The sequence below is a fragment of the Methylobacterium frigidaeris genome, from assembly GCF_022179185.1.
GTDB lineage: Bacteria > Pseudomonadota > Alphaproteobacteria > Rhizobiales > Beijerinckiaceae > Methylobacterium > Methylobacterium frigidaeris.
In genome coordinates this window covers 91,650-111,226 of record NZ_BPQJ01000004.1, presented here as the reverse complement: position 1 = coordinate 111,226, position 19,577 = coordinate 91,650, and the positions used below count along the sequence as shown (strand labels likewise).

Here is a 19,577-nt window from a genome sequence, read left to right as displayed (position 1 = left end):
CGGTCGGCCCCCGGTGTAGTGAGCCGGCCCCGCGCCCGTCAAACCGACGGATTCGTCTTTGTGCCTTCGCATGAATGCGAAGGCGTCCGGCGAATCGGCGCCGGTTCGGGCTTGCCTCTCCTCCACGACGATCTCGTTCGTGGAGGAGAGGACGTCACTTCGTGTCGAACGGGATGTACTTCGCCCGGAGGCGGTCGTAGCGCCCGTCCGCGACGAGGGCGGCGAGGGCCCGTTCGAACGCCTCGCGCAAGGCGGTGTCGCCCTTGCGCAGGCCGATGCCGACGCCCTCGCCGAGCAGCGGTTCGCCCGCCGGCACGTCGCCGATGAGGCGGCAGCAGGCATCGCCCTCGGGTCGTGCGAGGAAGTTCGCGAGGTCGAGCTTGTCGCCCAGCACCACGTCGACCCGGCCGGCCCGGAGGTCGAGAGTCGCATCGGCGAGGCCGTCGAAGGTGCGGACCTCCGCGCCCGGCACCCGCTGCTCCAGGTAGGCGACCTGCGGGCCGTGCGCCGCCACGCCGATCGTGCGGCCCCTCAGGGTCGCCGGCGTCGGGCTCGGCAGCGAGGTGTCCCGGCGCGCCACGTAGGCGAAGGGGATCCGGAGATACGGCCTGGTGAAGGCGATGCGGGCCGCTCGCTTGGGGGTGATCGCCATCGCCGCCATGATGGCGTCGTACTCGCCCGCCTCCAGGCCCTTGATGATGCCGTCCCACTGGTGGAGCACGAGCGTGCAGGTGAGCTTGGCATCCTGGCACAGGGCCTGAGCCAGATCGACTTCGAACCCCGCCGGCTTGCCGTCCTCGACGTAGTTGAATGGCGGGTGGCCGCCCTCGGTGGCGATCCGCACGGGGGAGGGCAGGGGGGAGGGGGCCTGCTCGGCCAGGGCCGGTGGGGCGGCCAGCAGCGACAGGAGCAGGAGGCGGGAGAGCAGGCGGCTCATCCGGCGGTGGTCTCTCGTGGAAAAGGGCGAACCGATCGGGGGCGGACCCTGCCACGGCCACGCCTGCCGGCGCAACTCGCGCGTCGTGTCCTGGCCTGTGCCCGAACCCGCGGCGTTGACGTATCGTCAGGGTTAACTGGCCTTTAAGCGCGGCGCGCTCTGATCCGGCCATGCGTCTGAGCTTCCGCCCGCCCCACCCGCCCCGCGACCGCGCCGACGGGGTCGAGATCCTGCCGCCGCTCCCCGCCCTGGGGCCGGCGGTCGAGGGGCCGGAGCGCGATGCGGGCCGGGCCGGGCGCGACGCGGTCGACCGGGTCGAGGCGGAGCTGGTGCGGGCCGCCCGCGCGGTCGGGGTCGCCGCCCGGGACGGCTGCGTCGAGACCGCTGCGGCGGCCGCGGACGCCGCCGCCCTCGCCCGCGGCCTCGACACCCTGGAGATCCGAGCCGACGAGGCGGGCCGGCGCGGCCGCGCCCTCGGCGCCTCCGCCGAGACGCTGGCGGCGGAGGCCGATGGGCTCGCCGGCGTGCTGGTCCAGGCCGGCCGCCACCTCGAGCGCACCGACGCGCAGAGGCGCGTGCTCGAGGCCGAGATGGCGGGCGCCGCGCAGGATGCCGCCCGCGTCGTCGAGGCGGTGGCGACCCTGGCGCGGCAGGCCAACCGCCTCGCCCTCAACGCCACCGTCGAGGCCGCGCGGGCCGGAGCGGGCGGCGGACCGCTCTGGCAGGCGGCGGAGGAATTCAGGCTCCTCTCCGCCGATGCCGCCCGGACGGTGGAGGAGGTGCGCGCCTTGAGCCGCCGCCTCTCCGGTCCCGGGGCGGTGGCGATGGGCGGCGTCGCGACCTCGCTCGCCTGCCTGCGCCCGGCTTTCGCCACGACCGGTGCGGCGGCCGAGGCCCAGGCCGCCTCCGCCCGGCGCTTGGCCGACGGAGCACAGGATCTCGCCGATGCCACCGATGGGATCGGCCGGGACGCAGCCCTGGCGATGGCCGCCGCCGACGAGGCGGCCCGGCGCATGGAAGCCGCGCAATCCGTCGGCGCCGGCGTCGCCGGCCTCGCCGGGGGGCTCGCTGGGCGCACGGTCGCGTCCTTGCGCCAGGCGGAGATCGGCGACCGGCGGGTGCATGACCGCTATCCGGTCGACCTCGCGGTGCGGGTCGGCAACTGGGGCCTCGGACGGGTGCTCGATCTGAGCCGGGGCGGCCTGCTCCTGACCCCGCCGGAGGGCTGCGGCGCGGCCATCGGCGCCCGGCTCTCCCTCGATGTGCGGGGAATCGGCCGGATGCAGGTGCGGGTCGTCGGCGCGAGCCCGCGCGGCCTGCACTGCGCCGTCAGTGATCGGGCCTCCGAGGCGCGGATGCGCGACGCCCTGGTGGCGATCGAGGAGGAGAACCGTCCGCTGATCGCGTCAGCGACAGGGGGCGCCGCTTCGGTCGGCACGGCGCTGGAGCAGGCTCTAGCTACGGGCCGGCTCGCGCACCACGCCCTGTTCGACACGACCTACCGCCCCGTCGCCGGCATCGAGCCCCCGCACTACCTCACCGCCGCCGTCCCGGCTCTGGAAGATCTCCTGCCGCCGATCCTCGAGCCGCTGCTGCTGGCCGATCCACGCACGGCGTTCTGCATCGCGGTCGACCGCAACGGCTACGCCCCGGTGCACAACCGCGCCCAGGCCCAGGCGCCGCGGGCCGGCGAACCGGCCTGGAATGCCCTCCACGCCCGCCAGCGCCGGCTCTACGACGACCGCATCGGCCTCTCCGCCGCCCGCTCGACCCGGGCCTTCCTGGTCCAGGCCTGTCCGCAGGACGAGGCCGGCCGCCCGCCCCTGCGCGAGGTGGCCGCCCCCATCCGCGTCCACGGGCGGCACTGGGGGGCGTTGCGGATGGGGTTCCGGATCTGAGGGTGTCCGGAAGGGGCGTCAGCCCCCCGTCGTGCTCATGTGCCGCGGCACCGCCGGCTTCGCGGCGCGGGCGATGACGAAGTCGTGGCCCTTCGGCTTGCGGCTGATCGCTTCCGCGATCGCTTCGGCGACCACGGCATCGTCGGGGGAGGCGCGCAGGGCCGCCCGCAGGTCGGCGGCGTCCTCCTGGCCGAGGCACATGTAGAGCTGGCCGGTGCAGGTCAGGCGCACCCGGTTGCAGCTCTCGCAGAAATTGTGGGTGAGCGGTGTGATGAAGCCGAGCCGCCCGCCGGTCTCCTCCACCCGCACGTAGCGGGCCGGGCCCCCGGTGCGGTCGGGGAGGGGGGTGAGGCTGTAGCGCTCCGACAGGCGCTCGCGCACCACCGAGAGCGGCAGGAACTGGTCGACGCGCTCGGGTTCGATGTCGCCGAGCGGCATCACCTCGATCAGCGTCATCTCCATGCCGAGCCCGTGGGCCCACTCGAGCATGCCTGAGATCTCGTCCTCGTTGACGCCCTTGAGCGCCACGGCGTTGATCTTGACCTTGAGGCCCGCCTCCCGCGCCGCCGCGATGCCGTCGAGCACCGTGGGCAGGTCGCCGCGCCGGGTGATCGCCCGGAATTTCTCGGGGTCGAGGGTGTCGAGCGAGACGTTGATCCGGCGCATGCCCAGGGCCGCCAGCTCGGCGGCGTGCTGGCGCAGGCGGGTGCCGTTGGTGGTGAGCGTCATCTCCTCCAGCGCGCCGGATTCGAGGTGGCGCGAGAGGTTGCGGAACAGCCGCATGATGTCCCGGCGCACCAGCGGCTCGCCGCCGGTGATGCGCAGCTTCCTCACGCCGCGCGCCACGAACACCGAGCAGACCCGGTCCAGCTCCTCCAGCGTGAGCAGGTCGCGCTTGGGCAGGAACGTCATGTCCTCGGACATGCAGTAGACGCAGCGCAGGTCGCAGCGATCGGTCACCGAGACGCGCAGGTAGGTGATCGCGCGCTGGAACGGATCGATCAGCGGCGCCGGCCGCGCCGACACGGACACGGCCGGCATCGGATCGTCGGTACGGGGACCCCACATGCGAACAATATCCTCGGGACGCGGCTTTCGTGGCCGACTATCACCCTGCATATGAGCGCTCCCGGGATGACGGGCAAGTTGTGCCTGAGGAGCAGGGAGACGCACCCATGACCGGCACACCCATGACGGAACAGGCCGACTGGCCGACCGAGATCCGGCTGTCGCGCGACAAGCGCATCCTCCACGTCGCCTTCGCGAGCGGCGCGGCCTACGCCCTGCCGGCGGAGTACCTGCGGGTCGAGAGCCCCTCGGCCGAGGTCCAGGGCCACGCGCCGTCCGAGCGGAAATGGATCCCGGGCAAGCGCGAGGTCGAGATCCTGGCGGTGGCCGCGATCGGCAACTACGCCGTCAAGCTCACCTTCGACGACATGCACGATACCGGGATCTACGCCTTCGACTTCCTGCGCCGCCTCGGCGAGGAGCAGGCGACGCGGTTCTCCCGCTACGAGGAGGAACTGGCGGCACGCGGCCTGAGCCGGGAGCCGGCGCGGCGGCGATAGTCAGCCCGCCGCCGGCGCGGGCCGCGACGCCGCCGCGAGGCTGAGCGCCGCGACCGCGACGGCGAGCGGCCCGAACGACACCCACAGCACCACGTCCCAGCCGAAGCGCGCCAGCAGCCCGCCGGAGGAGAACGAGCCCACCGCCATCGTGCCGAACACCACGAAGTCGTTGAGCGACTGCACCCGGGTCCGCTCCTCCGGCCGGTGGCACTCGAGCACCATCGCGGAGGCGCCGACGAAGCCGAAGTTCCAGCCGAGGCCGAGCAGGACCAGGAAGGCCCAGAAATGGGCGAGGTCCAGGCCCGACAGTCCGACCAAGGCCGCCACCGCCGTGAGCGACAGCCCCGCCGCCACCACGGCGGGCGCGCCGAAGCGCGCGATCAGCCGTCCGGTGAAGAAGCTCGGGGCGTACATCGCGATCACGTGCCATTGCAGGCCGAGATTGGCGTCGTCCTGCGTGAAGCCGCACAGGTGCATCGCCAGCGGCGCGGCGGTCATCAGGAAGTTCATCAGGAGGTAGGACACCACCCCGCACAGGACCGCGGTGACGAAGCGGGGCTGGCGGGCGATCTCAGCCAGCGGACGTCCGCCGGAGAGCTCCGCCTGGCTTGGCCCCGGCAGCCGTACGCCCATCAGCACGACGGCCGAGAGCGCCGCCACCGCGGCTTGGCCCAGGAAGGTGGCGGCGAAGACGTGGGCCGGCCACAGGGACATGGTATGGCTGACGAGCTGCGGCCCGATGATCCCGGCGAACACCCCGCCGGCCATGACGGCGGAGAGCGCCCGCGGCCGGCGCTCCGGCGCGACGCCATCGGCGGCGGCGAAGCGGAACGACAGCACCACGGCGGCATAGGCGCCGCCGAAGAAGGTCGCGAGGCAGAAGAGCCAGAACGACGAGAGCACGACGGCGAGCGCTGCCAGGAGCCCGACGAGCACGCCGCATCCGGTGCCGGCCAGGAACGCGGTGCGCCGGCCGTGAGCCCGGGCGATGCGCCCGGCCGGCAGGGTGCAGGCGGCCATGCCGACGACGAAGATCGAGACCGGCAGGGTCGCGAGCGCCGGATCCGGTGCGAGCTGGCTGCCGATGACGGCACCGGTGGCGTAGACCACGACCGAGTTGGCGCCGGCGAGGGCCTGCGCGATGGCGAGGCGCAGCACGGTGCCGGTGCCGGTCTCGGCACGGAGGGAGTCCCTGGACAGGGCGGCGGGGTTCGACATCGTTCGTCTCGTCAGGCGGTGAGCTGGGCCAGCCAGCGCGCGTCGCGCGGCGAGGGGCGGCGGTGGAGGCGGCGGTCGAGGAGCGATCGAGCCTTCTCGGCCTCGCCGGCGCGCATCAGGGCGACGAGGAGCGTGTCCTCGATCATCTCGCGCTGGGCGCCGCTGCCGCCGATGCGCACGACGTCGGCCGCGACCGGTTCGAGGATTCGCGCGCAGGCCGCGTAATCCTCCTCCGCGAACGCGAGGCCGGCGCGGCAGATCGCCGGCACCACCGGCCCCGCCGCCAACGTGCCCGCCTCGACGAGGCCGGTGAGCGCGTCGATGCGTATGTGTGCCGCCGCGCGGTCGCCGGTCGCGGCGGCGAGCAGGCCCATATGCGCGTCGGCGAAGCCGAAGCCGGCCCGTGCGAAGTACGGCGCCGCATAGGCCCGGACCTCGTCCCACAGGCCGGCCGGGACGGCGTGCCCGTAGGCGCCGAGACGCCAGAGCAGCGAGACCGTGTCGGTGATCACGTTGAGCGACAGGCCCGCGGTCACCGCGGGTCGGACGTGCTCGGAATAGATCGCCAGAGCCCCTTCGGAATCACCGCGCTCCAGCGCCGAGAGCGCGGCGTGCCAGGCGATGTGACCGTGGAGGATGCCGGAGCGGTCGTAACCCGGCAGCCAGTCGGCGATCAGCGCCTCGGCCTCGTGGCCGGCCCCGTCCTCGAACAGGGCGTGCGACAGGGCGTGGGCGCCGTTGGCGTTCTCGGGCCGCAGGGAGAAGCCCTGCTCGGTGAGCGCCCGGCCTCGCGCCACCGCGCCGTTCTCGGTGTGGGACCAGCCGTGCGAGACGGTGAACCACCAATCGTCGGCATCGTAGGCATGGGCGTGGCGCTCGCAGAGATCGACCCGGGCCTGGTCGTGGTCGGCCCGGCCGGAGAAGGCCAGAAGCCCGAAGGCGCCCAGCGGCAGCGACAGGATCAGGGCGTCCCGCGGCCAAGCCTCGGCATGGGCGAGCGCCCGCGCCAGCGCCGGCCCCGATTGCCCGTCGATCGCGAGCGACAGGACCGCGACGTGGCTGCGCTCCCGCTCGGTCCCGCCTCGCGCCACGCATTCCGCGGCCGCCGTAATGCAGGCCCGCGCCGCTTCCGATTCGGTGCGCATCGCGTGCAGGCGGGCCCGCGCGGCATGGGCGAGGGCGAAGCCGGGATCGGCCGCGATCGCGGCGTCGAGCGCCTCCGCGGCGCCCGGCCAGGCGGCGAGCAGGAGGTCGATGCCGGCGCGGTAGCGCTCGGCGGCGCGGTCGGAGCGGGTCGAGAGGGGCAGGCCGCGGCGATCGTGGTGGGCCATGATGGTTATCTTCTCTGGCAGCGGCCCGAGGCAGCAGAATTCTTCTCCTCCATAGCGGAGCGCTGGCTGTCCGTATTTCGACGAGCTGACAATTCGTATAGAACTCCCGCCAAACTGGAGTCCGCATGCAGTGGGAGACGATCGAGACGCCGCACGGGGCGGCGGCGCCGCAGCCGCTGACGGTGCGGGCGCAAGGAATCCCGGCGCGCCATTCCTTCCCGGAGCACGCCCATGCCTGGCATCAGGTCGTCTACGCCATCTCCGGCGTGCTGACCGTGGCGGTTGCCGGCCGCTCCTTCGTGATCTCGCCGGAGCAGGCAGTATGGCTGCCGACCGGGCACCGGCACCGAGTCGGCTCCCTGCTCGGAGCCGAGTTCCGCAGCCTGTGGATCGCCGACGCGGCCGGGCGCGGGCTTCCGGAGGATCCGACGGTGTTCGGCGTCTCGGCCCTGCTCCAGGCCCTCATCGTCGAGGCGGCGGCGATCGACGGGCAGGACGATCCCGACGGCTATGCCGGCCGCGTCGCCGGCCTGATCCTCGACCAGCTCCGCCGCGCCGCGCCGCTCCCGGGGGCGCTGCCCTGGCCGCGCGGCGGACCGCTGACGGGGTTGTGCGAGGCGCTCTACGCCGAGCCGGCCGATTCCCGGAGCCCCGAGGAATGGGGGCGGGCGCTGGGCCTGTCGGGCCGCACGCTCGCCCGCCGCTTCGAGGCCGAACTCGGCATGAGCCTGCGCTCCTGGCGGCGGCGCCTGCGGCTGTTCAAGGCGATCGAGCTGATGGGCGGAGGGCTGGACGTGACGCAGACCGCGCTGGCGCTGGGCTACGGCTCGACCTCGGCCTTCGTCTACGCGTTCCGGAGCGACATGGGGTGCGCGCCGCAGGCCTACATGCGCGGGCGGATGGCGGGCTTGCGGCCGTGATAAGTGCTAAACCATTCAGAAGGACCGCGATTTTCCCTTCTTTCCCCGCGGGCGGGGAGACGGCCGAACCCTCGTTCAGAGGATTCGGCAAGCCCGCAGGGCGAGGATGAGGGGGTGTTTCCGGAGGAGTCTCCCTCCTCGAGACCCCCTCACCCTCGCTCCGGCTGCGCCTGCGCTAGCCGTGTCCTTTCGTTGACGCCATCCTCACCCGAGAGAGGGGATGCCGCAGCAGACGCTATATGTCGTCAGGTAGCTGGAACGAAAAAGGCCGGCACAAGGCCGACCTTTCCAGTCAGATGATCTGTGCCCGCGCCACTCAGCGCTGCACGATCACCTTCGTGCCCACCTTGGCGCGGGTGTACAGGTCCGTCACGTCGTCGTTGGTCATCCGGATGCAGCCGGAGGAGACGGCGGTGCCGATGGTCTCGGGCTCGTTCGAGCCGTGGATGCGGTAGAGCGAGCCGCCGAGATACATCGCGCGCGCGCCGAGCGGGTTCTCCGGGCCGCCCTTCATGTAGCGCGGCAGGTCGGGCCGGCGGCGGATCATCTGGGCCGGCGGGCGCCAATCGGGCCACTCGCGCTTCATCGAGATGGTCTGAACGCCGCCCCAGGTGAAGCCCGGGCGGCCGACGCCGACGCCGTAGCGCAGGGCCTGGCCGTTGCCGAGCACGTAGTACAGGCGGCGCTCGGAGGTCGAGACCACGATGGTGCCGGCGCCGTAGGGACCGGAATACGCCACCGTCTCGCGCGGGATCGGGCTCAGCTTCGGCACCGAGGCCTCGAGCGGGTCGGCCGCGGCGGCGGGGGCCCGCACCGTCACGGTGAGCGGCTGGTCGAGGGGCTGACGGGTGAGCGGGTCGATCTCGTAGGCGGCGGCGGGGGCCGCCCAGGCGGTGACGGCGCAGACCAGCCCGGCCAGGGCGGGGACGAAGCGGCGCATGGAAGCCTCTTGGCAAGGAAAAGCTTGGACGGGGAAGCGCGGGCTAAGACGGTGCGAACGCAGCCGGCACCATACGGCGAACCAATGGCCAAGCCGTAAACGCCCACGTCTCAAAGCCAAGCTTAAATCCAATGCGGCTTCGCGGTTGCGAAGGCGGCGTTGTGCCCGCGCCACACCGTGGCGGCGCGGCCACGTTTCTGGCGTGTTACTGCAGCGCCGCGAGGGTGCGGCGCGCCCGCTCGGTGATGGCGGCGAAGTTGCCGGCGCGGATCTCGGCCTCCGGCGCCAGCCACGAGCCGCCCACCGCCGCGACGTTCGGCAGGGCGAGCCAGGCCTTGGCGTCGGCCTCGCCGATGCCGCCGGTGGGGCAGAACCGGGCCTGCGGGAACGGGCCGCCGAGCGCCTTCAGGGCCGCCATGCCGCCCGCCGGCACGGCGGGGAAGAACTTCGCCACGGTGAAGCCGGCGGCGAGCACCTGCATCAGGTCGGAGGGCGTGGCGATGCCGGGCATGAACACCATGTCACTGGCCGCCGCCGCCCGCAGCAGCTCCGGCGTCGCCCCGGGGCTGAGCGCGAAGCGGGCGCCGAGCGCGTGCGCGGTCTCGAGGTCGGACGGATTCAGCACCGTGCCGAGGCCCACCACCGCCTCGGGTACCTCGGCCATGATCGCCTTGGCGGCGTCCCGCGCCACCGGCGTGCGCAGTGTGATCTCCAGGGTGGTGATGCCGCCCGCCACCAGGGCGCGGGCGAGGGGCACCGCGTGGGCGAGTTCCGGCACGGTGATGACGGGGATCACCGGGGAGGCGGCGAGCAGCGCGTCGAGGCGTTGGGCGCGGGTCTCAGTGCTCATGGACATTCCTGTTCGGTGGCGAGCGGCAGGTCGGGCATCGCCGACCGGGGGATCACGGCGCCGCGATGGCCGATCACGGTGCCGGCGAGGCGGTGGCCGCAGGCGGCGGCCTCGGCGGGCGAGCGGCCGGCGAGGCGGGCCGCCATGTAGGCCGCCGCGAAGCTGTCGCCCGCCGCGGTGGTGTCGACGATCGTGTCGACCGGCGGGGCCGGCACCGTCACGTCCTCGGTCCCCGCGAGAACCCGGACGCTCGGCGGCGAGCCGCCGCCCTTCAGCACGATCTCGCAGCGGCCGTGATGGCGCAGTACCTCCTCCTCGCCGTCGGACCCGTACAGCCATTCGAGGTCTTCGCTCGATGCGAAGATCAGGTCGGCCGCCGCCATCGCGTCGCGGAAGGCGGCCTGGGCCTTGGCCTTGTCGGGCCAGCCGCGGGGCCGATAGTTGGTGTCGAAGGCGACCCGTCCGCCCTTCGCCTGCACGGCCCGGCAGGTCTCGGCGAGCGCCGCCCGGCCGGCCTCGCCGTAGAGCGACAGGCTGATGCCGGAGGCGTAGACGAGGTCGTACCCCGCCAGGGCTCCTTGCGTCTCGGCGGCGCCGGGGCCGGAAAAGAGGTCGCGGGCGGCGGCGCTGTCGCGCCAGTAATGGAAGCTGCGCTCGCCGGATCCGTCGGTGCGGATGATGTAGAGCCCCGGCATCCGCCCGGGCAGGCGCCGCACCTGGCCGGTGCCGACCCCTTCGGCGGCCCAGGCCGCCAGCATCTCCTCGCTCCACGGATCGTCGCCGAGCGCCGTCACGTAATCGACCGCAACGCCGAGCCGGGCGAGGTAGAGGGCGGTGTTCAGCGTATCGCCGCCGTAGCCGCGCAGCAGGCTGCCGTCGGGCCGCTCCGACAGCTCCATCATGCACTCGCCGATGCAGGCGACCCTCGTTGCCATCGTGTTCGTTCCTCTCCCCGTCGTGCCGGAAGGCCCGTCCGGAAATTCGTCCCGGGCAAGTCATGACGCGGGATCCCCTCTCCCGGCGATCCCGGGCTTGCCCGGGATCACTGCAAGGTGCGGGAGAGGGTTACCCTCCGCCCCTCTTTTCCGACCCCGTCTCCGGACGGTCCCCGCGAAATCAAGTCACCATCGCCTATCGACCCCCTGCGCGATGTCAACGGCCCACTCCCCGTCGCCCGCCTCCGCAGGCCCGAGGTCGCGGCTCATCCTGAGTTAACTCTTGAACAGTCCATGGATGACGCTAGAAGCGTTGACCCAGCGTCGCCGATGGGCGATCGCAGCAACGAGCCCGCGACGGCGTCAACCCGCCGCGGACAAGACTCGACACTCCCGTCCCGATGCAGCCGGGACCGGGGGTGAGAGGAACGGTTCGAACAAGGCAGCCGCCGATCACGCCAGACATCCGGGATCACCAGACCCCCATCGTCTTTCGGAATTCGCCCGTCATGCCCGTCTATCGCCTGCTCTCCACCTCCCGCGATCGAAGCGAGACCGTCCCGCTTCACGACCTACCGATCGAGGCGCCGACGGTGCGCCACGCCGCCGCCCGCGTGCTCGGACGGGCCGACGAGGTCTTTTGCGACCGGACCGGGGAGGTCTGGCTCGTCGCCGAGGACGGCGCCCGGGTCTGGAGCCTGTGCCTCGATGCCGAGGAGGTCGAGAACCCCGTCCGGGTGCAGCCCCGCGAGGGCGTGACCGTCGCGCCTTGCTGACGCCGCAAGCGCCGCGCATCGGGGCGGCCCGAGACCCGTTCCGAGATCCCCCGATTCGATGAGAGCCCTGTTACCGGGCGCCGTGATCGGCGTCACGTTGGTTGCCACCCCGGCCGTCGCCGACTGGCGCTACTGCCTCGCCCGCGGGCCGGATCGTACGGTCTACCTGTCGGCCCCGTTCTCGACTGTCGCGGCGATGCCCGCCCTCGACGCCGCCTTCGGGCGCATGCTCGACCGGACCAAGCGCCCCCACCACCCCGTCCAGTGCCCCCGGGCCGACGATGCCGCTTCCTTGCGGGCGATGCGGCTCACCGCCCTGCGCTACAACCGCCAGGACGGCGAGACCGTGGTCGAGCTCGACTGGACTCCCGATCGCGACGCCGCCGCCAAGCCCTAAGACACCGCGTCCGCGTGCATGGCCGACCCGCGCCGGCCGCGCTTCAGCGTCAATCGTTAGCATCCTATCTATGAGGCCGATCAATGATCGGTTCGACCGACGGCGATGCGACGCGACCTGCTGCAATCCCTCACCCTGACCCTGCTCCAGGCCGGGCGCGTCTGGCGCCGGGCCGCCGACGAGGTCGTGACCGCCTATGGCCTGACCGAGGCGACGGCGTTGCCGCTGCTGCTGATCGGGCGCCTCGGCGGCGACCTGCGCCAGACGACCCTCGCCGACGCGCTGGGCGTCGAGGGGCCGAGCCTGGTGCGCCTCCTCGACCAGCTCTGCGAGGCCGGCCTCGTCACCCGCCGGGAGGACCCGACCGACCGCCGCGCCAAGGTCCTGCACCTGACGGAGCAGGGCCGGGCCCGCGCCGCCGCCATCGAGGCGCGGTTCGACGGCTTACGCGAGGCGGTCTTCACCCATGTCGGCGACGACGACCTGCGGGCGGCCCTAAAAGTGCTGCGCGCGCTCCAGGCCGAGGGCCCGCGTGGCGCCAGCATGGCTTGCGGGTCTCACGCGGATGCACCGATACCGCGTCCGGCCACGGGAGGACGCCCGTGATGCTGCCCGGCTGGCGCCAATGGCTGTTCGCCGTCAAGGTCAGCGGGGCCGCGCTCCTCGCCCTCGGGATCGCCCTGTGGGTCGACCTGCCGCGGCCGTACTGGGCGATGGCGACCGTCTACATCACCATGCAGCCGCTCTCCGGTGCCACCCGCTCGAAGGCCCTGTACCGGGTGGTCGGCACGCTGATCGGCGTCACGGCCGCGGTCGTCCTGGTGCCGCCGCTCGTCAATGCCCCGGAGGTGCTGACGCTGGCCCTAGCGCTCTGGACTGCCGCCTGCCTCTATCTCTCGCTCCTCGACCGCTCGCCGCGGTCCTACCTGTTCATGCTCGCCGGCTACACTGCGGCGCTGATCGGCTTCCCGGCGGTGACGAGCCCAGAGACCATCTTCGACACCGCGGTGTCGCGGGCGGAGGAGATCACCCTCGGCATCCTCTGCGCTTCCCTGGTGGCGAGCCTCGTCCTCCCCGAGCCGGTCGGCCCGGTCCTCGCGTCCCGGGTTGGCGCCTGGCTCACCGAGGCCGGGCGCTGGACCGGCGACGTGCTCTCCGGAGTCGGCGAGGAACCAGCAGTCCGGGCGCGGCGCCTGCGCCTCGCGGCGGAGGCGGCGGAGATCGACGCGCTCTCGACCCATCTCGCCTACGACACCTCGGCCCAGAGCCGGGCGGTGCCCCTGGTGCAGCTCCTGCGCGGCCGGATGCTGATGCTGCTGCCGGTCCTCTCCTCCCTCGCCGACCGGATCGCGGCACTCTCGGGTCTCTCGGGCCTCACGCCGGAGCTGCGCCGGCTGCTTGCCGATGTCGAAGCGTGGTCGGCGGCCGGCGCCCCGAGCCTGGAAGCCGACGCGCTCATGGCCCGCATCGAGGCCGCCGACCGCCCCCTGTCGTCCCGCGCCTCCTGGTCGGCGCTGGTGCAGGCGAGCCTGATCGACCGCCTGCGCGAACTGGTGGCGATCGGCCGGGACTGCCGGGTGCTGCAGGACGGCATCGGTCGCGGCGACGGCTCGTTACGCGAGCCGCTGGCCTTCGCGAGCGAGTTCGGCGGCCGGGCACCGCGCCACCGCGACCACGGCATGGCCCTGCGCTCCGCCATCGGTGCGTTCCTGGGGATCATCGCCTGCGTCGTGGTGTGGATCGCCACCGCCTGGCCCGACGGCGCCACCGCCGCGATGATGGGCGCGGTGCTCACCTGCCTGTTCGCGACCCAGGACGACCCGGTCCCGGCGATCCTGAGCTTCGCCACCTGGACCGGGATCGCCGCGGGGGCGATCGGCGTGCTGCTGTTCGGCGTGATGCCGCTGGTGCACGATTTCGTCAGCCTCGCCCTGGTGTTGGCACCGGCCCTGATCCTGTGCGGCCTGCTGATGACCTATCCCAAGACCTTGCCGGTGGGCCTGGCGCTCGGCGTCAACGGCAACGCCCTCCTGGCGATCCAGGACCGCTACACCTCGGAATTCGGGGCCTACGTCAATTCGAGCCTCGCCCTGGTCGGCGGCATCTGGATCGCCGCCATGGTGACCCGGCTGGTGCGCTCCGTCGGCGCCGAGCACGGCGCCCGCCGGCTGGTCGCGGCGAGCCGCGTCGACCTCGCCCGGGCGGCGCGCCGGCGCGGGCGCGGCGACCGGGCCGCCTTCGCCCACCTGATGCTCGACCGCCTCGGCCTCCTGGTGCCGCGCCTCGCCGCTGCCGGCCCCGACAGCGATCTCAGCCGGATCGACACCCTGGCGGCCCTGCGGGTCGGCATGAATCTCGTCTCGCTGCGGCGCGCCCGCCACGGCCTGTCGCCCGACGCGGTCGCGTCCCTCGATGCCGCCCTCGACGCGGTGGCGAGCCACTACGAGGGGCCGCGCGGCCCGGCCTCCGAGGCACTGCTCCACCGCATCGACGCGGCGCTCGCGCGGATCGAGGCGGAAACCGAACGCTCCGGCCGGCGCGACGCGCTCCTCGGCCTCGTGGGCTTGCGCCGCGCCCTCTGTCCCGCGGCGCCGCCCCCCGGCGCCGCCCCGCTCGCGAGGGAGGCCGCCTGATGGCCGATATCGACCTCTACGGCGTCTTCGTGCCGGCCCTGCTGGTCTGGGCGCTGCTCGCCTTCCTGATCAACCTCGTGTTGCGCCGGCTGATCGGCGCGCTCGGGCTCTACCGGCTGGTCTGGCACCGGCCGCTCTTCGACCTCTGCCTCTACCTCGTGTGCCTCGGCGGCGTCGTGTCGCTCGCCAGCCGCCTGACCTGAAGATTCGAGACCATGACCCGCGCGCTCGCCTTCCTCGGCCGCTTCGCCGTCACCGCCGCCATGCTGGCCCTCGCCGTCGTGGTCGGGGCGGCGCTCTGGGACTATTATCTCGAGGCCCCCTGGACCCGCGACGGTCGGGTGCGGGCGGAGGTCGTCGGCGTCGCCCCCGACGTCTCGGGGCTGGTGCGCGACGTCGAGGTGCAGGACAACCAGCGGGTCAAGCGCGGCGACGTGCTGTTCCGCATCGATCCGGACCGCTTCGCCCTGGCGTTGCGCCAAGCGGACGCCGTGGTGGCCGGCCGCAAGGCGACTCTGGTCCAGGCCGAGGCCGATCTCACCCGCTACCGCCAGCTCAGCGACAACGTCGTGTCGCAGCAGAAGCTGGAGGCGACCCTCGCCGCCGAGCAGAGCGCCCGGGCCGCCTACGACCAGGCCGTGGCCGACCGCGATCTCGCCAGGCTCAACCTCGACCGCTCCGAGGTTCGCGCCTCGGTCAACGGCCGCATCAGCAACCTCGAATTGCGCCCCGGCGCCTATGTGGGGGTCGGCAAGGCCGTGATGGCGCTCGTCGACAGCGACACGCTGCACGTCCAGGGCTATTTCGAGGAGACGAAGCTCGATCGCATCCATCCGGGCGACCCGGTCAGCGTGCGGCTGATGGGCGAGGACCGCGACGTCACCGGCAGGGTCGAGAGCGTCGCCGCCGGCATCGAGGACCGGGAACGCAGCGCCGGCTCCTCGCTGCTCGCCAACGTCAACCCGACCTTCGCCTGGGTGCGCCTCGCCCAGCGCGTCCCGGTGCGGATCGCCCTGGATCCCACCGTCGACCGCGACCGCCTCACCGTCGGGCGCACCGCCACCGTGGTGGTGCATCCCCGCGGCGAACGGCCGGAGATCCGGCCGTTCGAGGGCTTGCGCCATCTCGGCCTGCGCGACGGCTGGGAGGCGCTGAAGGTCCATCTGCCGGCGATCAAGAGCTAACGCCAGGAGGATGTGATGCCGATCCACTATCGTCCCGCCCGGCGACGGATTAAGGAGCGCCGCCAAGACGTGACCCTCGAGCGCGGCCGGGAGGAGGCCCCATGGCAGATCAGCAAAGGCCAGACCAGCGGCAGGACGCCCTCGGCGCCCGCACCGACGCCATTGGCGTCGGCACCATCTCGACGATCACGTGGCGGCTGATGCCGCTCCTCGGCCTGATGTACCTGATCGCCTACATCGACCGGCAGAACGTCTCCTACGCCAAGCTCCAGATGGTGGGCGACCTCGGCCTCAGCGAGGCGGCCTACGGCTTCGGCGCCTCGCTGTTCTTCCTCGCCTACTTCCTGTTCGAGGTGCCCTCGAACGTGATCCTGGAGCGGGTCGGCGCCCGGGTATGGTTCACCCGGATCATGGCGACATGGGGGGTCATCACGATCCTGCTCGGCTTCTCCACCGGGCCGGTGATGTTCTACATCCTGCGCTTTCTCCTCGGCGCGGCAGAGGCGGGGTTCTTCCCCGGCGTTCTCTACGCGCTCACCCTGTGGTTCCCGCAGGTCTTCCGCGGCCGGATGGTCGGCTGGTTCATGATCGCGAGCGCGGTGGCCAACGCCGTCGGCGCGGCGATCGGCGGCGCGCTCCTCGACCTCGACGGCCTGCTGGGCTACCGCGGCTGGCAGTGGGTGTTCATCGCCACGGGCGTGCCGGCGGTGCTCCTCGCCGCCGTGGTGTTCGTCATCCTGCCCGACCGGCCCGAGAAGGCGCCCTGGCTCGGGGCCGACCAGAAGAAATGGCTCGCCGACACCCTGGCGCGCGAGGCGGAGAGCACCCCGCACACCGACCACCACAACCCGTTCCGGGTGCTCGCCGACAAGCGCGTGGTGCTGCTCGCGCTCCTCTACGTCGCCTTCCCGCTCGCGGCCTACGGCCTGAGCTACTGGCTGCCCACGGTGGTGAAGGGCTTCGGCGTCTCGAACACCGTGAACGGCTTCATCAACATCATCCCGTGGATCTGCGTCGCCCTCGCCCTGTGGTGGGTGCCCCGGCACGCCGCCCGCACCGGCGAGACTACCTGGCACATCGCCGGCCCGGCCCTCGTCGGTGCGCTGGGCCTCATCCTCAGCGTGGTGCTGCCCGGCGACGCGGTGAAGTTCGCCTGCCTCTGCGTGGCGGCGGCCGGCATCTTCTCGGGCCAGCCGGTCTTCTGGTCGCTGCCCCCGACCTTCCTGCGCGGCGCCACCGCGGCGGCAGGCATCGCGATGATCAACTCGGTCGGCAATCTCGGCGGCTTCATCGCCCAGAACGTCGTGCCGTGGATCGGCGACGTCAGCGGCAGCAAGCTCGTGCCGATGCTCTTCCTCGCCGCCTGCCTCGTCGTCGGGGCGGTGATGGTGTTCGTGGTCCAGGGCATCCTGAAGCGCCACGGCACGGCCGAGGTCGGGGGCCTCACCCCGGCCCGGCGCTGACGGCGAGATTGTCCCTTTCGCGGCCGGTTTCGGCCGTGAAAGGGATAACGCCTGCCTTTTCAATGGTCTCATACCGCCGCACCTTCGAACGGACGCGTTCGACGGTGCCAGGCAAGCCCGAACGGGCGCCGGCGCTGATGCGACGGCGCGAGGGTATACATGGAGCGAGACGGCGTAGGATCGGGCGGCAGGCAGCCCGACCCGAAACGCGATGGCCGATCTCACCGACCGGACTCACGAGCAGGTCCGCCAGTTCGTCGATGCCGAGCAGGTCTTCGCGGCGTATCGGGCGGCACGGATCGAGCTCGCCCAGCGCTTCGCCGGGTCGATGGCCTGGAAGACGGTGCGCGGGCATCAATATCTCTACCGCAAGCGGAAGGCTGACTGGTCGTCCCTCGTGCCCCGCCACCTGTCCTTCGACGATCCGGCCCTCGGTGCGATCCCGCGCCCCTTTGCGCGACCGGGCCGCCGAGACCTGCCGACGCCGGGCGAGGCCGAGGGTTCCATCGAGCCGGACCGGTGAAGGCTCACACCGCCAGCGCGAGACAGGCCAGCCCCGCCGCCAGCCCCCACAGCAACCCGCACGCCCGCCGATACAGCCCGAGCGCGCGACGGATATCGTCGGCCGTGGCCTCGGGCCTCCCCGATCCCATCCAGGCATCCTCGACCCGCGTGGAGCCGTAGACCCGCGGGCCGGCGAGGCGGAGACCCAGCGCGCCGGCCATCGCGGCCTCGGGCCAGCCGGCATTGGGCGAGCGGTGGCGGCCGGCATCGCGCCGGACCGCCGCGAGCGCGGCCCGGGCGCTGGCCCCCGGTGTCAGGGCGGCGGCGGCGACGATGAGCCCGGCCGTGAGGCGCGAGGCCGGCAGGTTGACGAGGTCGTCGAGGCGGGCGGCGGCCCAGCCGAAGGCCTCGTGGCGCGGCGTGCGGTGGCCGATCATGCTGTCGGCGGTGTTGACCGCCTTGTAGAGGGCGCCCCCGGGCAGGCCGCCGGCCCCGAGCCAGAAGGCCGGCGCCACGACGCCGTCGGAGAAGTTCTCGGCCAGGCTCTCGATGGCGGCGCGGCAGAGCGCGGCCTCGTCGAGGGTCTCGGGGTTGCGCCCGACGATCATCGCCACCGCCCGCCGCCCACCGGCAAGGCCGTCGCGGTCGAGATCCCGGGCCACCCGGGCGACGTGGTCGTGGAGGCTGTTTTGCGCCGGCAGGCTCGCGGCGAGCAGAGCGCAGAGAACCACGCCGGGAAGGAGCCCGAGCGCCCCGCAGGCGAGCGCGAGGGCGAGCGCGGCGAGGCCGGTCGCCGCGAGGACGATGAGGACGGCCAGCACCCCGGCGGCGCGCCGGTATCCGGGCGGATCCGCCTCGCGGTTGAGGCCGCGGTCGAGGGCGGCGATCAGGCCGCCGATCCAGGTGACAGGATGGCCGGCCAGCCTGTAGAGGCGGTCCGGATAGCCGAGGCCGGCCTCGACCGCGAGAGCGAGGACGAGCACCAGGAGGCTGTCGGGCGGGTGCAGCAGGGCGGTCATGACGAGCGATGGCGAGGAAGGGGCGATCCGGCACGGGGGCGACCTCGGCGAGGCCCGCCGGCTCTTCCCGCAGGCCCCCGAGCCCTGGATCGACCTGTCGACGGGGATCAATCCGATCCCCTATCCGTGGCCGGCCCTCGAGGCCAGCGCCTTCACGCGGCTCCCGGCGCGCGCCGATCTCGCGGCCCTCGAGGCCGCGGCGGCGCAGGCCTACGGCGCGAGGCCGGACCACGTCGTCGCGGCTCCCGGCACGCAGGCGCTGATCGACCTGATCCCACGGCTGCGGCCCCCCGGCCGCGTCGCGGTGGTCGGTCCCACCTATGCCGAGCATGCCGCGTCCTGGGCCCGGGCCGGGCACGCCGTCGCGGCGGTGGCGGACCTCACCACGGAGGCCGACGTCGTGGTGGTCGTCAACCCGAACAACCCGGACGGGCGGGTCGCGCCGGCCTGCGACCTCGCGTCGGCGGCGGCCGGGCTGGCGGCGGGCGGCGGCTGGCTCGTGGTCGACGAGGCCTTCGCGGATCTCGAACCCGTCGCGAGCCTGTGCGGGGCGCCCCCGCCCGGCTGCCTGGTGCTGCGCTCCTTCGGCAAGACCTACGGCCTCGCCGGGCTGCGCCTCGGCTTCGCGGTGGCGGCGGAGCCCTTGATCAGCGCCTTGCGCCGCGGGATCGGGCCCTGGGCAGTGTCGGGGCCGGCGATCGTGATCGGCCGCCGCGCCCTGGCGGACGAAGCCTGGCGGCGAGAGGCCGCCGCGGCGCGGAGCCGCGACGCGGCCCGGCTCGATGCGCTGCTCGCGGCCGCCGGCGGCCGGATCGTCGGCGGCACGACGCTGTTTCGCACCGCCGACTTCTCCGATGCGCAGGGCCTGTTCGGGCATCTCGGCCGCGCCGGGATCTTCGTGCGCCGGTTCGAGGCCGCGCCGGCGCGGCTGCGCTTCGGCCTGCCCCCCGACGAGGCGGCCTGGACGCGCCTCGCCGCCGCCCTCGGGGCGCGGTGAGGCGCCA

Annotated in this window: 20 protein-coding genes; 12 read left to right on the top strand and 8 right to left on the bottom strand. The window is 73.1% G+C overall.

Annotated features, from left to right (window positions below; translation table 11 throughout):
- Window positions 1-154: 154 nt before the first annotated feature.
- Window positions 155-937 (bottom strand): ABC transporter substrate-binding protein, encoded by a 783-nt coding sequence (locus MFF64_RS05650; RefSeq protein WP_099904832.1) that lies wholly within the window; start codon window positions 935-937, stop codon window positions 155-157.
- Between the two features lie 170 nt (window positions 938-1,107).
- Here MFF64_RS05650 and MFF64_RS05645 point away from each other — a divergent pair, with 170 nt between their 5' ends.
- Window positions 1,108-2,835, top strand: a complete 1,728-nt coding sequence (locus tag MFF64_RS05645; protein WP_238190004.1) for a coiled-coil domain-containing protein — start codon at window positions 1,108-1,110, stop codon at window positions 2,833-2,835.
- Between the two features lie 18 nt (window positions 2,836-2,853).
- Here the strand turns inward: MFF64_RS05645 and moaA are convergent, their stop codons facing one another.
- Window positions 2,854-3,903, bottom strand: coding sequence for a GTP 3',8-cyclase MoaA (gene moaA, locus MFF64_RS05640; RefSeq protein ID WP_238190002.1), 1,050 nt, complete (start codon window positions 3,901-3,903; stop codon window positions 2,854-2,856).
- A gap of 122 nt (window positions 3,904-4,025) precedes the next feature.
- On the opposite strand from moaA, the gene MFF64_RS05635 reads away from it, so the two are divergent.
- Complete coding sequence (locus tag MFF64_RS05635; RefSeq protein WP_099906298.1) at window positions 4,026-4,403, top strand: gamma-butyrobetaine hydroxylase family protein; 378 nt, start codon at window positions 4,026-4,028, stop codon at window positions 4,401-4,403.
- On the opposite strand, the gene MFF64_RS05630 is transcribed toward MFF64_RS05635, so the two are convergent.
- Window positions 4,404-5,621 carry an MFS transporter gene (locus MFF64_RS05630; RefSeq protein ID WP_099906294.1) on the bottom strand — a complete coding sequence of 406 codons (1,218 nt, stop codon included), beginning with the start codon at window positions 5,619-5,621 and terminating at the stop codon, window positions 4,404-4,406. It abuts the gene before it with no gap.
- Window positions 5,622-5,632: 11 nt separating this feature from the next.
- On the bottom strand, window positions 5,633-6,952 hold the full coding sequence (locus MFF64_RS05625; protein ID WP_099906292.1) for a tetratricopeptide repeat protein: 1,320 nt from the start codon (window positions 6,950-6,952) through the stop codon (window positions 5,633-5,635).
- Between the two features lie 125 nt (window positions 6,953-7,077).
- Between MFF64_RS05625 and MFF64_RS05620 the strand changes: the two genes are divergently transcribed.
- Complete coding sequence (locus tag MFF64_RS05620) at window positions 7,078-7,872, top strand: AraC family transcriptional regulator (protein WP_099906287.1); 795 nt, start codon at window positions 7,078-7,080, stop codon at window positions 7,870-7,872.
- 316 nt (window positions 7,873-8,188) lie between these two features.
- Here MFF64_RS05620 and MFF64_RS05615 read toward each other — a convergent pair whose 3' ends face one another.
- The 3 genes from MFF64_RS05615 to MFF64_RS05605 form a co-directional block, all read right to left on the bottom strand.
- Window positions 8,189-8,812, bottom strand: coding sequence for a L,D-transpeptidase (locus MFF64_RS05615; protein ID WP_099906281.1), 624 nt, complete (start codon window positions 8,810-8,812; stop codon window positions 8,189-8,191).
- Window positions 8,813-9,017: 205 nt separating this feature from the next.
- Window positions 9,018-9,662 (bottom strand): bifunctional 4-hydroxy-2-oxoglutarate aldolase/2-dehydro-3-deoxy-phosphogluconate aldolase, encoded by a 645-nt coding sequence (gene eda / locus MFF64_RS05610; protein WP_165795826.1) that lies wholly within the window; start codon window positions 9,660-9,662, stop codon window positions 9,018-9,020.
- The gene (locus tag MFF64_RS05605) at window positions 9,659-10,597 is read right to left on the bottom strand and encodes a sugar kinase (protein ID WP_238190000.1); all 939 of its coding nucleotides are present in this window, start codon (window positions 10,595-10,597) and stop codon (window positions 9,659-9,661) included. Before MFF64_RS05605 ends, eda begins: the two co-directional genes overlap by 4 nt.
- Before the next feature lie 509 nt (window positions 10,598-11,106).
- Between MFF64_RS05605 and MFF64_RS05600 the strand changes: the two genes are divergently transcribed.
- The 8 genes from MFF64_RS05600 (at window position 11,107) to MFF64_RS05565 (ending at window position 17,573) form a co-directional block, all read left to right on the top strand.
- Window positions 11,107-11,373: a hypothetical protein gene (locus tag MFF64_RS05600; protein WP_207768088.1), complete on the top strand. Its 267-nt coding sequence runs from the start codon at window positions 11,107-11,109 to the stop codon at window positions 11,371-11,373.
- Between the two features lie 58 nt (window positions 11,374-11,431).
- Complete coding sequence (locus tag MFF64_RS05595; RefSeq protein ID WP_099902794.1) at window positions 11,432-11,770, top strand: hypothetical protein; 339 nt, start codon at window positions 11,432-11,434, stop codon at window positions 11,768-11,770.
- Between the two features lie 105 nt (window positions 11,771-11,875).
- The gene (locus tag MFF64_RS05590; protein WP_099902793.1) at window positions 11,876-12,376 is read left to right on the top strand and encodes a MarR family winged helix-turn-helix transcriptional regulator; all 501 of its coding nucleotides are present in this window, start codon (window positions 11,876-11,878) and stop codon (window positions 12,374-12,376) included.
- A complete protein-coding gene (locus tag MFF64_RS05585; RefSeq protein ID WP_438823058.1) occupies window positions 12,376-14,403 on the top strand; it encodes an FUSC family protein in 2,028 nt (675 codons plus the stop codon). The genes MFF64_RS05590 and MFF64_RS05585 overlap by 1 nt, the downstream gene beginning before the upstream one ends.
- Window positions 14,403-14,606 carry a DUF1656 domain-containing protein gene (locus MFF64_RS05580; RefSeq protein WP_099898840.1) on the top strand — a complete coding sequence of 68 codons (204 nt, stop codon included), beginning with the start codon at window positions 14,403-14,405 and terminating at the stop codon, window positions 14,604-14,606. Before MFF64_RS05585 ends, MFF64_RS05580 begins: the two co-directional genes overlap by 1 nt.
- A 12-nt stretch (window positions 14,607-14,618) precedes the next feature.
- Window positions 14,619-15,587 carry an efflux RND transporter periplasmic adaptor subunit gene (locus tag MFF64_RS05575; RefSeq protein ID WP_238189996.1) on the top strand — a complete coding sequence of 323 codons (969 nt, stop codon included), beginning with the start codon at window positions 14,619-14,621 and terminating at the stop codon, window positions 15,585-15,587.
- Between the two features lie 200 nt (window positions 15,588-15,787).
- Window positions 15,788-17,050: an MFS transporter gene (locus MFF64_RS05570; protein ID WP_238190125.1), complete on the top strand. Its 1,263-nt coding sequence runs from the start codon at window positions 15,788-15,790 to the stop codon at window positions 17,048-17,050.
- A gap of 211 nt (window positions 17,051-17,261) precedes the next feature.
- On the top strand, window positions 17,262-17,573 hold the full coding sequence (locus MFF64_RS05565) for a hypothetical protein (protein ID WP_099898844.1): 312 nt from the start codon (window positions 17,262-17,264) through the stop codon (window positions 17,571-17,573).
- Window positions 17,574-17,577: 4 nt separating this feature from the next.
- Here MFF64_RS05565 and cbiB read toward each other — a convergent pair whose 3' ends face one another.
- Entirely contained in the window at window positions 17,578-18,573 is a 996-nt protein-coding gene (gene cbiB / locus MFF64_RS05560; RefSeq protein WP_099898846.1) for an adenosylcobinamide-phosphate synthase CbiB, read from the bottom strand.
- On the opposite strand from cbiB, the gene cobD reads away from it, so the two are divergent.
- Window positions 18,572-19,570 (top strand): threonine-phosphate decarboxylase CobD, encoded by a 999-nt coding sequence (gene cobD / locus MFF64_RS05555; RefSeq protein ID WP_099898848.1) that lies wholly within the window; start codon window positions 18,572-18,574, stop codon window positions 19,568-19,570. The two genes, cbiB and cobD, sit on opposite strands and share 2 nt — an antisense overlap.
- The last annotated feature ends 7 nt before the right edge of the window (window positions 19,571-19,577 follow it).

Bases quoted from the DNA above. Each gene is read 5' to 3' on its own strand.
- MFF64_RS05650 (WP_099904832.1), bottom strand. From the start codon at position 937: ATGAGCCGCCTGCTCTCCCGCCTCCTGCTCCTGTCGCTGCTGGCCGCC.
- MFF64_RS05645 (WP_238190004.1), top strand. From the start codon at position 1,108: ATGCGTCTGAGCTTCCGCCCGCCCCACCCGCCCCGCGACCGCGCCGAC.
- moaA (WP_238190002.1), bottom strand. From the start codon at position 3,903: ATGTGGGGTCCCCGTACCGACGATCCGATGCCGGCCGTGTCCGTGTCG.
- MFF64_RS05635 (WP_099906298.1), top strand. From the start codon at position 4,026: ATGACGGAACAGGCCGACTGGCCGACCGAGATCCGGCTGTCGCGCGAC.
- MFF64_RS05630 (WP_099906294.1), bottom strand. From the start codon at position 5,621: ATGTCGAACCCCGCCGCCCTGTCCAGGGACTCCCTCCGTGCCGAGACC.
- MFF64_RS05625 (WP_099906292.1), bottom strand. From the start codon at position 6,952: ATGGCCCACCACGATCGCCGCGGCCTGCCCCTCTCGACCCGCTCCGAC.
- MFF64_RS05620 (WP_099906287.1), top strand. From the start codon at position 7,078: ATGCAGTGGGAGACGATCGAGACGCCGCACGGGGCGGCGGCGCCGCAG.
- MFF64_RS05615 (WP_099906281.1), bottom strand. From the start codon at position 8,812: ATGCGCCGCTTCGTCCCCGCCCTGGCCGGGCTGGTCTGCGCCGTCACC.
- eda (WP_165795826.1), bottom strand. From the start codon at position 9,662: ATGAGCACTGAGACCCGCGCCCAACGCCTCGACGCGCTGCTCGCCGCC.
- MFF64_RS05605 (WP_238190000.1), bottom strand. From the start codon at position 10,597: ATGGCAACGAGGGTCGCCTGCATCGGCGAGTGCATGATGGAGCTGTCG.
- MFF64_RS05600 (WP_207768088.1), top strand. From the start codon at position 11,107: ATGCCCGTCTATCGCCTGCTCTCCACCTCCCGCGATCGAAGCGAGACC.
- MFF64_RS05595 (WP_099902794.1), top strand. From the start codon at position 11,432: ATGAGAGCCCTGTTACCGGGCGCCGTGATCGGCGTCACGTTGGTTGCC.
- MFF64_RS05590 (WP_099902793.1), top strand. From the start codon at position 11,876: ATGCGACGCGACCTGCTGCAATCCCTCACCCTGACCCTGCTCCAGGCC.
- MFF64_RS05585 (WP_438823058.1), top strand. From the start codon at position 12,376: ATGCTGCCCGGCTGGCGCCAATGGCTGTTCGCCGTCAAGGTCAGCGGG.
- MFF64_RS05580 (WP_099898840.1), top strand. From the start codon at position 14,403: ATGGCCGATATCGACCTCTACGGCGTCTTCGTGCCGGCCCTGCTGGTC.
- MFF64_RS05575 (WP_238189996.1), top strand. From the start codon at position 14,619: ATGACCCGCGCGCTCGCCTTCCTCGGCCGCTTCGCCGTCACCGCCGCC.
- MFF64_RS05570 (WP_238190125.1), top strand. From the start codon at position 15,788: ATGCCGCTCCTCGGCCTGATGTACCTGATCGCCTACATCGACCGGCAG.
- MFF64_RS05565 (WP_099898844.1), top strand. From the start codon at position 17,262: ATGGCCGATCTCACCGACCGGACTCACGAGCAGGTCCGCCAGTTCGTC.
- cobD (WP_099898848.1), top strand. From the start codon at position 18,572: ATGACGAGCGATGGCGAGGAAGGGGCGATCCGGCACGGGGGCGACCTC.
- cbiB (WP_099898846.1), bottom strand. From the start codon at position 18,573: ATGACCGCCCTGCTGCACCCGCCCGACAGCCTCCTGGTGCTCGTCCTC.